General features: G+C 58.1%; 12 protein-coding genes and 1 tRNA gene. 8 read left to right on the plus strand and 5 right to left on the minus strand.

Going from position 1 to position 12,396, the window contains the following annotated elements; all coding sequences use genetic code 11:
- The first annotated feature begins 94 nt into the window (after window positions 1–94).
- From cysS to ACYVB2_RS09360, 7 genes are all read left to right on the plus strand, one after another.
- Entirely contained in the window at window positions 95–1,471 is a 1,377-nt protein-coding gene (gene cysS / locus ACYVB2_RS09330) for a cysteine--tRNA ligase (RefSeq protein WP_382432659.1), read from the plus strand.
- A gap of 23 nt (window positions 1,472–1,494) precedes the next feature.
- A complete protein-coding gene (locus ACYVB2_RS09335) occupies window positions 1,495–2,244 on the plus strand; it encodes a DNA-3-methyladenine glycosylase family protein (protein WP_382432657.1) in 750 nt (249 codons plus the stop codon).
- 53 nt (window positions 2,245–2,297) lie between these two features.
- Entirely contained in the window at window positions 2,298–3,275 is a 978-nt protein-coding gene (locus tag ACYVB2_RS09340) for an acetyl-CoA carboxylase carboxyltransferase subunit alpha (protein WP_460536296.1), read from the plus strand.
- 21 nt (window positions 3,276–3,296) lie between these two features.
- Window positions 3,297–4,238 carry a tRNA lysidine(34) synthetase TilS gene (gene tilS, locus ACYVB2_RS09345; protein WP_382432653.1) on the plus strand — a complete coding sequence of 314 codons (942 nt, stop codon included), beginning with the start codon at window positions 3,297–3,299 and terminating at the stop codon, window positions 4,236–4,238.
- Window positions 4,239–4,334: 96 nt separating this feature from the next.
- Window positions 4,335–5,603 carry an aspartate kinase gene (locus ACYVB2_RS09350; RefSeq protein ID WP_382432651.1) on the plus strand — a complete coding sequence of 423 codons (1,269 nt, stop codon included), beginning with the start codon at window positions 4,335–4,337 and terminating at the stop codon, window positions 5,601–5,603.
- 42 nt (window positions 5,604–5,645) lie between these two features.
- Window positions 5,646–5,738: transfer RNA gene (locus tag ACYVB2_RS09355), tRNA-Ser, on the plus strand.
- A 168-nt stretch (window positions 5,739–5,906) separates the two neighbouring features.
- Window positions 5,907–6,977 carry an RNA-guided endonuclease InsQ/TnpB family protein gene (locus ACYVB2_RS09360; RefSeq protein WP_382432649.1) on the plus strand — a complete coding sequence of 357 codons (1,071 nt, stop codon included), beginning with the start codon at window positions 5,907–5,909 and terminating at the stop codon, window positions 6,975–6,977.
- 231 nt (window positions 6,978–7,208) lie between these two features.
- On the opposite strand, the gene ACYVB2_RS09365 is transcribed toward ACYVB2_RS09360, so the two are convergent.
- From ACYVB2_RS09365 to ACYVB2_RS09375, 3 genes are all read right to left on the minus strand, one after another.
- Complete coding sequence (locus ACYVB2_RS09365; protein WP_382432647.1) at window positions 7,209–7,892, minus strand: alpha/beta hydrolase; 684 nt, start codon at window positions 7,890–7,892, stop codon at window positions 7,209–7,211.
- Window positions 7,893–7,996: 104 nt separating this feature from the next.
- On the minus strand, window positions 7,997–8,440 hold the full coding sequence (gene aroQ / locus ACYVB2_RS09370) for a type II 3-dehydroquinate dehydratase (protein WP_382432797.1): 444 nt from the start codon (window positions 8,438–8,440) through the stop codon (window positions 7,997–7,999).
- A gap of 80 nt (window positions 8,441–8,520) precedes the next feature.
- Window positions 8,521–8,922, minus strand: a complete 402-nt coding sequence (locus ACYVB2_RS09375; protein WP_382432645.1) for a hypothetical protein — start codon at window positions 8,920–8,922, stop codon at window positions 8,521–8,523.
- A gap of 175 nt (window positions 8,923–9,097) precedes the next feature.
- Here ACYVB2_RS09375 and ACYVB2_RS09380 point away from each other — a divergent pair, with 175 nt between their 5' ends.
- A complete protein-coding gene (locus tag ACYVB2_RS09380; protein WP_382432643.1) occupies window positions 9,098–10,906 on the plus strand; it encodes a glutamine--tRNA ligase/YqeY domain fusion protein in 1,809 nt (602 codons plus the stop codon).
- Window positions 10,907–10,911: 5 nt separating this feature from the next.
- Here ACYVB2_RS09380 and ACYVB2_RS09385 read toward each other — a convergent pair whose 3' ends face one another.
- Complete coding sequence (locus tag ACYVB2_RS09385; protein WP_382432641.1) at window positions 10,912–11,571, minus strand: nitroreductase; 660 nt, start codon at window positions 11,569–11,571, stop codon at window positions 10,912–10,914.
- A gap of 42 nt (window positions 11,572–11,613) precedes the next feature.
- On the minus strand, window positions 11,614–12,387 hold the full coding sequence (cysE, locus tag ACYVB2_RS09390; RefSeq protein ID WP_382432639.1) for a serine O-acetyltransferase: 774 nt from the start codon (window positions 12,385–12,387) through the stop codon (window positions 11,614–11,616).
- Window positions 12,388–12,396 lie beyond the last annotated feature (9 nt).

A 12,396-nucleotide genomic window follows, 5' to 3' on the forward strand; every position in this document is an offset into this window, starting at 1 on the left:
TATTCCCTCCACCAGTGCTGTCATTGCCTGCCAGACTACCGATGGGTCTGCGTGTTTGCTTCCCAACCCTCTCTTTCCCTGATCTCACTATTCCATGAGTCTGCGTATCTACAACACGCTATCGCGTGCCTTGGAGGCGTTTTCGCCGCTGGAGCCGGGCCATGTCCGCATGTATGTCTGCGGCATGACGGTGTATGACCTGTGCCATCTGGGCCATGCACGTTCTATGGTTGCCTTTGATGTGGTGCAACGTTGGCTCAAGGCCAGCGGCTACCGTGTCAGCTATGTACGCAACATCACCGACATTGACGACAAAATCATCCAGCGTGCCGTGCAAAATGGCGAGAGCATCCGCCACCTGACAGATCGGATGATCGACGCCTTGCACCAAGATGCCGATGCCTTGGGCATTGAACGCCCCAGCCACGAACCGCGCGCCACCGACTATGTGCCGCAGATGCTGTCGCTGATTGGTCAGCTTCAAGACAAGGGCTTGGCCTACCCAGCGGGCAATGGCGATATGAACTATGCTGTGCGCAAGTTTGTAGGCTATGGCAAGCTCTCGGGCAAGTCGCTCGACGAGTTAAATGCTGGCGAGCGGGTGGCGGTACAAGATGGCAAGCACGACCCACTGGATTTTGTCCTCTGGAAGTCCGCCAAACCCACCGAGCCTGCCGAAGTGCAGTGGGAGAGTCCGTTTGGTAAAGGCCGCCCCGGCTGGCATATTGAGTGCTCGGCGATGGGTTGTGCGCTGCTAGGCCAGACCTTTGATATCCACGGTGGCGGCGCTGATTTGCAGTTTCCGCACCACGAAAACGAAATCGCCCAAAGCGAAGGGGCGCACGGCCAACCCTTGGCCCGCTTCTGGATGCACAACGGCTTTATCAACATCGACAACGAAAAGATGTCCAAAAGCCTGGGCAACTTTTTCACCATCCGTGATGTGCTGCAAAAATACGATGCCGAGACGGTGCGTTTCTTTGTCGTGCGCAGCCACTACCGCAGCCCACTCAACTACAGCGATGTGCATCTCAACGATGCCCGTGCCGCACTCAAGCGCCTCTATACCGCCTTGGCCGAGGTGCCCGCCGCAGACATCGCCATCGACTGGGCCGATCCTTATGCCGCCCGCTTCAAAGCAGCGATGGACGAGGATTTTGGCACCCCTGAAGCCGTAGCCGTGCTGTTTGATTTAGCCAGTGAAGCCAACCGCAGCAAATCGCCCCAAGTGGCCGGACTGCTCAAGGCACTGGGGGGCGTGCTGGGCTTGCTGCAAACTCCTGCGCAAGATTTCCTGCAGGCGGGCAGCAGTCTAGACGTCAGCGCCATCGACACACAGATTGCCGCCCGTGCTACAGCCAAAGCCGCCAAAAACTGGGCCGAGGCCGACCGTATCCGCAAAGAGCTGCTAGAACAAGGCATTGTGCTCAAAGACAGCCCCACCGGCACCACTTGGGAAGCTGTGCAATAGCCGTTCTACCCCCTGCACCGCCTGTGAAAACCGCCAGAAAAACCAGCCGCTACACCAGCCACCCCGACCTGCCGCCCTATTGGGCGCAGGCTTGCGCGCAGCTGATGCAAAAAGATCGGGTGTTACGTCGCCTGATTCCGCAGTTGGGTGAACATGTGCTGCGCCCAAGTCGGGATGCTTTCACCACACTGGCTCGCAGCATGGTGGGGCAACAAATTTCGGTCTCAGCCGCCAGAACGCTGTGGCAGCGTCTGTTGGCGCTGTTGCCTGCACCGCTGGTTGCAGAGCCAATGCCCCCCACCACGGTGGTGCAACTGGCCTTGGATTTGGCCCCGCCACCCGTTGCTGATGAACCGCGCCGGGTCTTGCCAGCAGATGTATTGCAGCTGAAGGTCGACGACATGCGTGCCGCAGGGCTATCGCCGCGCAAGGTAGATTACCTGCTGGATCTGGCACAGCACTTCGTCCACGGCAAACTGCGTCCCCAAAGCTGGGCCACCATGGACGATGAGGCCATCATCCAACAGTTGATGCAGTTGCGAGGGGTGGGCCGCTGGACAGCAGAGATGTTTCTGATGTTTCATCTGCTGCGCCCCAACGTGTTGCCATTGGATGATGCTGGGCTGATCCGTGGCATCAGCCACAATTATTTTTCTGGTGATCTGGTGAGCCGCAGTGAAGCACGCGAGGTAGCACAAGCCTGGCAGCCGTGGTGCAGCGTAGCCACTTGGTATATTTGGCGCTCGCTGGAACCCCAGCCGCTAGCGCCCTGAACGCCGTTGCTCCCGCCAGATTCGGCGCTGAGAACGCACAAGGAGAACCCATTTTGGCCAAAAAAACTTTTCTCGATTTCGAGCAACCCATTGCTGAACTCGAAAGCAAAATTGAAGAACTGCGCTATGTGCAAAACGAAAGCGCCGTCGATATCTCCGAAGAAATCGACCAACTCAGCAAAAAAAGCCTACAACTCACCAAGGACATCTACAGCGAGCTGTCACCTTGGCAGGTCACCAAGATTGCCCGCCACCCCGAGCGCCCCTACACACTGGACTATGTGCAAGGCTTGTTCACCGATTTTGTTGAACTGCATGGTGATCGCCACTTTGCCGATGACAAATCCATCGTAGGCGGTTTGGCACGCTTCAATGGCAACGCCTGTATGGTGCTGGGCCACCAAAAAGGCCGCGATACGAAAGAGCGCGCCCTGCGCAACTTTGGCATGACCCGCCCCGAGGGCTATCGCAAGGCACTGCGGCTGATGAAAACCGCCGAGAAGTTCAAGCTGCCAGTCTTCACCTTTGTCGATACGCCTGGTGCTTTTCCGGGCATTGACGCTGAAGAGCGCGGCCAATCTGAGGCCATTGGCCGCAACATCTACGAGATGGCACAACTGGAAGTGCCCATCATCACCACCATCATCGGCGAGGGCGGCTCTGGCGGTGCGCTGGCCCTGAGTGTCTGCGACCAATTGCTGATGTTGCAGTATTCGATCTACTCGGTCATCAGCCCTGAAGGTTGTGCCTCTATCCTTTGGAAAACCAGCGACAAAGCACAAGATGCAGCCGAAGCCCTGGGCATTACCGCACACCGCCTGAAGGCTCTGGGGCTGGTGGACAAAATCGTCAATGAACCGGTGGGTGGTGCACACCGCGACAGCAAACACATGGCGGCCCTGCTCAAGCGGGCGCTGGGCGACGCCTTCCGGCAGGTAGCAGACCTCAAGGTAGATGAGCTGATAGAGCGCCGTTACGCCCGTCTGCAAAGCTATGGCCGTTTTAGCGACACCAAAGCCAACCACCGCTGAACCAAAGCCACTTCGGCAGCCATGACGCAGTGTTTTGAGGCGGCCATCGCGGCCTTTCACCCTGTGCTGCCTCTCACCATCGCCTTGAGTGGCGGTGCGGACTCCACCGCACTGTTGCTGGCCTGCGCCCAGCGTTGGCCAGGCCAAGTGTCGGCTATCCATGTCCACCACGGCTTACAAGCGGCAGCCGATCACTTTGAACAGCATTGCATCGATTTATGTGCACGGCTTCAAGTGCACTTAACGGTGCAACGCGTCGATGCCCGCCATGCCCGTGGACAAAGCCCAGAAGAAGCGGCCCGCACAGCACGCTACCAAGCCCTGCAAACCGCTGCAACAACCCATGCCATAGCACCAGCGTCTATCGCACTGGCACAACACGCCGACGATCAAGTAGAGACGCTTCTGTTGGCACTCTCGCGCGGGGCTGGAGTGGCCGGGCTGGCAGCCATGCCCGCACAGTGGCAACGCGGCGGGTTGGTTTGGCACCGGCCCTTGCTATTGGTCGCTGGTGCAGACATCCGCCGTTGGTTACAAACCCAACACCACAACTGGGTCGAAGACCCCAGCAACACCGACGAACGCTACACACGCAACCGCATCCGCGCCCGCCTGTTGCCCGTGTTAGAAGCTGTCTTCCCGGCGTTTCGTGCAACTTTTGCCCGCAGTGCTTCCCATGCAGCACAAGCCAAGGAGTTGTTGTCAGAGCTGGCCGAGCAAGACTTGGCCCAAGTGGGCAACCCACCCCACATCCATGCGTTACAAGCCCTCAGCCCGGCACGCCAAGCCAATGTGCTGCGCCACTGGTTGCTCATCGCCCACCAAACAACTCCAGCCAACAACCAGTTAACCCAGTTGCAACAGCAAATACACGCCTGCACCACGCGAGGCCATCGCATCCACCTCAAGGTAGGGCGTGGGTTCGTCATCCGCACTGGTGCGGTGCTGCATTGGTACAATTGACAAGTTTTGGCCTACTTTTGCACGAAACGCGGCGGCGCCCCAAAACATTGTTCAACCTGCGCCGCGCCCTCTGGGTTTCGTCACCACACATCTCCAATGGCATTGATCGTTCATAAATATGGCGGCACGTCGATGGGTTCGCCCGAGCGCATCCGCAACGTTGCCAAACGCGTGGCCAAATGGGCGCGCGCTGGCCACCAGATGGTGGTTGTACCCAGCGCCATGAGCGGCGAGACCAATCGCCTGCTGGGTCTGGCGGGCGAACTGGCTCCTGCCAAATCTACGGCTGAGTACCAACGCGAGCTGGACATGCTGGCTGCTACAGGTGAGCAGGCATCATCGGCCCTGTTGGCCATTGCCTTGCAGGCCGAAGGGCTGGACGCCATCAGCTATACCGGCTGGCAAGTGCCTGTGCGCACAGACAGTAGCTACACCAAAGCCCGCATCGAGTCGATTGACGATCAGCGCGTACGTGCCGATTTGGCCGGTGGCAAGGTAGTGGTTATCACGGGCTTTCAGGGCATTGACGAGGACGGCCACATCACCACCTTGGGTCGTGGTGGTTCTGACACCTCCGCCGTGGCGATTGCGGCTGCCATGAAGGCTGACGAGTGCCTGATCTACACCGATGTGGATGGGGTGTATACCACCGACCCACGCGTGGTGCCTGCTGCTCGCCGTTTGCACACTGTCAGTTTCGAAGAAATGCTCGAAATGGCCAGTTTGGGTAGCAAGGTGTTGCAGATTCGTTCGGTCGAGTTTGCTGGCAAGTACAAGGTGCCCATGCGGGTGCTGTCAAGCTTCACCCCTTGGGACATTGACCTGGCCGAAGAAGCCCAATCGGGCACGCTCATCACTTTTGAGGAAGACGAAAAAATGGAAAAAGCCGTTGTATCCGGCATCGCGTTCAACCGTGGCGAAGCCAAGATCTCGGTTCTGGGTGTGCCCGACACCCCCGGCATTGCCTACCGTATCCTCGGCCCGGTGGCAGAGGCCAACATCGAAGTGGATGTCATCATCCAAAACATTAGCAAAGATGGCAAGGCTGATTTCAGCTTCACCGTCAATCACAGCGATTACAACCGTGCCTTGGATCTGCTGCGCACCAAGGTGGTGCCCGAATTGGGCGCCCAAGAAGTGGTCGGCGATCCCCATATCTGTAAAGTCAGTATTGTCGGCATTGGCATGCGCAGCCATGTGGGCGTAGCCAGCACCATGTTCCGCGTGCTTAGCCAAGAAAACATCAACATCCAGATGATTTCTACTTCCGAAATCAAGACCTCGGTCGTCATCGACGAGAAATACTTGGAACTGGCCGTGCGCGCTTTGCACACCGCCTTCGATCTGGACAAACCTGCCGAGTGATTCTTGCAACCACCCTGAAAATCAGGGTACAATGGCAGGATTGGAAACGTGACCGAGTGGCCAAAGGTGCTCCCCTGCTAAGGGAGTATGGGGTGTAGAGCCTCATCGAGGGTTCGAATCCCTCCGTTTCCGCCAAAACCAGCCCCCTGAAGCAATTCAGGGGGCTTTTTGTTTTCCAAGTCTGGTATCCGCTTTTTAAAAGCATGTTGTGAACTACCCAGCAGCAGTCCATACTTCACCCGGTGCGCGGGAGGGAAGCCCCGGAGTTCAGTCCGGGGTTAAGCGCAATCCATAATCTACGTCATGGACTGCACCAAAACCCTGCGTCTGCGCATCAAAGACAAGCACGCCAAAGTGCTGGCGTTGATGGCGCGTGAGGTTAATCAGGTCTGGAATTTTTGCAACGAAACCAGCCACCGCGCCATCCGCGAGCGCCACCAATGGCTCTCGGGCTACGACCTGCAAAAGCTCACCAACGGTTTCAGCCAGTGCGATCGCATACACATCGGTTCGCCCACTGTGCAACAGGTGTGCGAGGACTACGCCAAAGTACGCAAGCAATTCAAAAAAGCCAAACTGCGCTGGCGTATCTCCAACCCCCAGTCCAGCAAATACAGCTTGGGCTGGATTCCGTTCAAAGCGCGGGCCTTGCAATACAAAGCGGGGCAAATCGCCTTTGCGGGTCATCGCTTTTGTTTGTGGGACAGCTACGGCCTAGCGGACTACGAGTTGCGTGCGGGCCGTTTTAGCCAAGACAGCCGGGGTCGTTGGTATTTGAATGTGGTGGTCAAGGTGCAGGCCCAGGCCAGTGCGGGCGCAGCCAGTGTCGGTATCGACTTGGGTTTGAAAGAGGCGGCGGTCACTTCTACTGGCGAACGCATTGAAGGGCGTTTTTACCGCAAGCTCGAATGCAAACTCGGTATTGCACAGCGGGCGCACCAAAAGCACCGGATCAAAGCCATCCACGCAAAAATTGCCAACCAGCGCAAAGATGTGCTGCATAAGTTCAGCACGGAACTGGTGAAACAAAACGCCGCTATTTTTGTCGGTGATGTGAGCAGCGCCAAGCTGGTCACAACCAAGATGGCCAAGTCCACACTGGATGCGGGCTGGGCCATGCTCAAGACGATGTTGGAATACAAGAGCCATCAGGCCGGTGTCGTCTTTGAAGTAGTGAATGAAAGCTACACCACCCAGACTTGCTCGTGCTGCGGGGCCATCCCTGCCAGCAGTCCGAAAGGTAGAGCGGGTTTGCGAATAAGAGAGTGGAAGTGCAGCGAGTGCGCAGCGGAACACGACCGCGATGTGAATGCGGCACGCAACATTCTCGCGGCGGGGCATCGCCGTCTAGCAGTAGGAATCCCCGTCCTTTAGGGCGGGGAGGATGTCAACGTCTCTGTCTCTGTTACAGCCCTCTGTCCCGTATTGCACAACCCCTCTACTGGGGCACGCTCTGGCTGATTGGCAGACGTCACATGCAAAGCCCGCAAGTGCTCGAATGTATCGGTCCCGCTGCCTACACCTTGCTGCCTTGTCTGCGCGTGTACCCATCTCGTTAATGCTCTGGGCTGCTACAGTCAAAACCAAGGTGGCAGCGGCATTGGTTCAAAAAGAAGGCTGTAAAGTCGCCAACCCCTCCACCCACGAGACGGTGGCAGCCACCTCGCCCACCCGCAACTCATGGCCCACAGCAAACTCACGGAAGGTGGTACGAATGGGTGTATTTTCTAACTGGCGACGGATAGATTGGGCATGGACGGCAGGCACCACGGCATCGTGCGTGCCGTGGCTTACCCACAACTGGTGGCCTTGAAAGGCGCTGCGTTCGGCCTGCAAATCCAGCATGTCTGGCAATACATCTGGCAACAAACGCCCATGCCAAACAATGGCAGCACGCATAAGCTCAGGGCGCCCCAACAGCAGCGACAAAGCCATGATGCCGCCCTGACCAAAACCAGCCACCACTACATGCTCTGGTGTAATGCCCAAGCGCAGCCCTGCCGCCACGATGCTTTGCACCACCAGTGCACGACTCTGGGCTTCTTGCTCCAAATCGATCACCGGACTGCCACCAGGCGGTATTGCAAAATCAAACCAAGCATGGGAGCCCGGCCCCATACGGTGTGGTGCACGCAGACTCAACAAGTAAAAACGCTCAGGAAATGCCGTAACTTGCTGTAGCAAATCGTGCTCGTTGCTGGCTACATCATGTAGCAGCACCAGCAGCCAAGGCCGAGGCGTGCCCGGCGCTGCAGGGCGTTGTAAAAAAGTCAGTGGCAAATCCAGCATGTCAGGCTCCCACCATGGTCAAGCAAAACAGGTTGCACTTTACTCTGAGCCACGCCAACATGCTCTAGGGTACGGATGGATACCTTGCCTGTTCCACCCCCTGCCTACAAGGCCAGTGCATCAATAGCCAACCCATAGCCCTGTACCCCCAAGCCACACATCACGGCCTTGGCTACCGCCGACAGATAAGAATGGTGGCGAAAGCTCTCGCGCGCATGAACGTTGCTGATGTGCAACTCGATCAGCGTTACCCCTGTGCCCTTGATGGCATCGGACAGAGCGATGCTGGTATGGGTATAGGCTCCCGCATTGAGCACGACACCAGCCAATTGCCCGGCCGCGTGTAAACGACCTGCCTCATGAATCCAGTCTAACAGTACACCTTCGTGGTTGCTTTGGTGAAAACGCAATGCAAAACCATGCCGAACGCAAGCGGCAATGCAGATTTGCTCTACATCAGCCAAAGTCTGAGCACCATAGACAGTGGGCTCGCGGGTACCCAATAGGTTCAAGTTGGGCCCATTGAGGACAAAAACAGTTTTCAACAGCAAACTCCTGACATGCCAGTCCCATCCGCCCCCTGTGCCGACAGGGCCAAATCGTGCATTATCAACGCCCGCGCACCAGCTCAGCGACGATCCCAATCACCACGGCGATCATGCCCATACCGATGGCCCCGGTCATGGTGGTGGTGCCGATGGTGCCGACGACCATCACGATAGTAATACCCCGCTGGCGGAGCCACATAAACGGGAGGGGCATAGTAAACGGGACGCGGGGGCGGAGCGTAATACACCGGCTGAGGGGGCGCTGGGTAGTAGACCGGGCGGGGGGGTGGGGGGGTCAGATACACCGGAGCTGGAACCACACGCACCGCACGGCCATTGTCCACATCCACCACCACGCCGGGGGTGCTGATCCCTATCGACCAATTCACATCGCGGGCTTGCGCAGCGCCAGTACCCAGCAGTGCCGCCAAGGTCAGGCTGGCACCTGCCAGCAGTGCGCTAAAAAAACGGTTGCTTGCCATACCGAAATCTCCTGAAAAGAAAACCACAAACCCGAATGTCTGCGGTTGAATGCAGACTTAACGCCGCACAGCGGCTACAGGATGGCAAGAAAAGCCAGCAAACTTGTTTCTGGACGTATATCTAACGGCCATAGCACCACCACCGTCACCATACCCGCCACCTAAAATGCCCGCTATGAGTATTCCCACATCTGCCCCCGCCGCTACTGCGGCCCCTGAAGTCACCAAAACCAGCAACTTCTTGCGCCAGATCATCGAACACGACCTGGACAAAGGCACTTATGCCAGCCGCCGCTGGGCGGGTAGCCCTGGCGATGCCGCTCACCACGCTGCGGGCGCGCCCGACCCGGCCAAAATCCGCACCCGCTTTCCGCCCGAACCCAATGGTTATCTGCATGTGGGCCATGCCAAATCCATCTGCATCAATTTTGGCTTGGCGCGCGACTATGGTGGCGTATGCCATCTGCGCTTTGACGACACCAACCCAGAAAAAGAAGACCAAGAATACGTCGACAGCATCATGGATGCCGTGCGTTGGCTGGGCTTTGACTGGAGCCAACCGGGCAACGACCAGCCCTACCAGGCCAGCGACTATTTTGACTTCATGTACCGGGCTGCCGAGGCTTTGATTGAGACCGGCTACGCCTATGTGGACGAGCAAACTGCCGAAGAAATGCGCACCAACCGGGGCGACTTTGGCAAACCCGGCATAGACAGCCCGTACCGCAGCCGCACTCCCGCAGAAAATCTGGCCCGCTTTCGCCAAATGCGCGATGGTGCTTTGCCCGATGGTGCAGCCGTGCTGCGCGCCAAAATCGACATGGCAAGCCCGAACATCAACCTGCGCGATCCAGCCATTTACCGCATCAAGCACGCGAGCCACCACCACACTGGCGACCAATGGTGCATCTACCCGATGTACACCTTTGCCCACCCGATTGAAGACGCACTGGAACAAATCACCCACAGCATTTGCACATTGGAGTTTGAAGACCAGCGCCCGTTCTACGACTGGCTGTTGCAACGCCTGATTGAGGCCGGTTTGCTGGCAGCACCTGCACCGCACCAATACGAGTTTGCACGCCTGAACCTGACTTATGTCGTCACCAGCAAACGCAAGCTGGCACAGCTGGTGAATGAAGGCAAAGTCAGTGGCTGGGATGACCCACGTATGCCCACCATCGTGGGCCTGCGCCGTCGGGGCTACACCCCCGAGAGCTTGCAACTGTTTGCTGAGCGCATTGGCGTGACCAAGAGTGACAGCTGGATCGACTACAGCACGCTGGAGGGTTGCCTGCGTGAGACCCTTGAAGCCACGGCACACCGGGGCATGGTGGTGCTAGACCCAGTGAAATTGGTGCTCACCAACTGGGACGAAGTGATGGGAGCTGGACATCTGGAGCCTTGCGTCTTGCCCGCATTGCCCCATCCCCCAGCAGGCACCGAACCACCGTTACGCCACTTTCAGATAGGTAAAGAGGTTTGGATTGAACGCGAAGACTTTGCCGAAGTCCCGCCCAAGGGTTATAAGCGCCTGTTCCCCGGCAACAAGGTGCGCCTCAAGGGTGGCTATGTGATTGAATGCACCGGCTGCACCAAGGATGCCCATGGGCAGATCACCGAGGTGCTGGCCACCGTAGTGCCCGATACCAAGAGCGGCACGCCCGGTGCCGATAGCGTCAAAGTCAAGGCTGCCATCACCTGGGTCGGCGTGAGTGACGGCATACAGGCCGAAGTGCGCATGTACGACCGCCTGTTTGCTGACGCCCAGCCCGATGCCGGAGGCAAGGACTTCTTGCAGGCGCTCAACCCCAACAGCCTGAAAGTGGTCACAGCCATCATTGAACCTTCGTTGGCCCATGCCCAACCCGATGCCAAGTTTCAATTTGAACGCCACGGCTACTTTGTGGCCGACCGCGTAGACCATGCACCGGGCAAACCAGTGTTCAACCGGGCTGTGGGGCTAAAAGACAGTTGGGCCTGACAGGCTCAAAAGCCGCGCATCACAGCCCATTCATCAAAGGGTGCGCGGCCTGCCTCAAGGGCATTGATGGGAGCCGCAGTGTCTTCATAGCCCAATGCCACGCCACAGGCAATGGTGTAGGGCTGGGGCAAGGCCAACGGCTCGCGCAGCACCTCGGTATATTTGCGCCAAAATCCCTGTGCACAGGTAGCCAATCCGCTTTCAGTGGCTTGGAGCATCAACGATTGCAGGTAAATCCCCACATCCATCCACTGCGGCAGGCCCATACGCTCATCAATGCAGATGAAGATGCCCACAGGAGCGCCAAAGAATTGCGCATTCTTGGCCAGTTGTTGCAACCGTGCAGCTTTGTCTTCGCGGGGGATGCCCAAGGTGCGATAAAGGTCTTCCCCGTTGGCAAAACGGCGCGTGCGGTAGGGCTCCCACAGGTTGGGTGGATACGACAAACTGTTGGCATATTCTTGGGGGTTTGATTGAGCAGCGGCCTGGAGCACCTGCGCCAACGCCTCGCCCGTCAGGGCCACCACACGCCAAGGTTGCAGGTTGCCCCCCGAAGCAGCGCAGGCAGCGCGCTCGAGCACAGTACGCACCAGCAGGGCACTCGGGGTTTGTGGCAAAAACGCCCGCACCGAACGGCGCTGCTGCAAGGCTTGGGATACATCCATCGGTCTGATCTCCTGATACAAAAAAGAAAGTGGCTCCAGCCCTTACTTGCCCACCAAGGCATTGAGCTTGTCTGCCTCGAACTGCTCCTGTCGGGCGGCATCAGCAGGCACGCAATTGCCGTTCTGGGGGGCGGCAGCCAACTTTTCTATTGCTTGCCACAGCAGGGCAATCTGGTGTTCTTGGGCACTGGCGTTATCGATCAGGCCACGCATGGCCTGAGAGAGAGGATCATCGCTTTGCGTGACACCATAGGCAGAAAACCCCATTTTGGAGGCGGCTTCCTCGCGACGCACATCGGCCTGTGCCTCAATGATGCGGGCCGGATTGCCCACTGCCGTGGCACCTGCCGGTACGGGCTTGGTCACCACGGCATTGCTGCCGATTTTGGCCCCATCGCCCACCGTGAAGCCGCCCAACACCTTGGCACCCGCTCCCACCACCACATTGGCCCCCAGGGTGGGATGGCGCTTGGTGCCTTTGTAAAGAGAAGTGCCACCAAGCGTGACACCGTGGTAGATGGTGCAGCCGGGGCCGATTTCGGCGGTTTCGCCAATGACTACGCCCATGCCATGATCAATAAAGACACAGGGTGCAATCTGGGCACCGGGGTGGATTTCGATACCCGTGAGCCAGCGCGCACTGTGAGAAATGAAGCGCCCGAGCCACTTGAGGCCATGCGTCCAGCACCAATGGGCACGGCGGTGCAGCACCAGTGCGTGCAGGCCGGGATAGCAAGTCAATACCTCCCAAGTGCTGCGCGCAGCCGGGTCGCGCTCAAGAATGCACTGGATATCGGAGCGCAGGCGGGTGAACATGGAAAGAAA

Source organism: Giesbergeria giesbergeri (genome assembly GCF_054779375.1).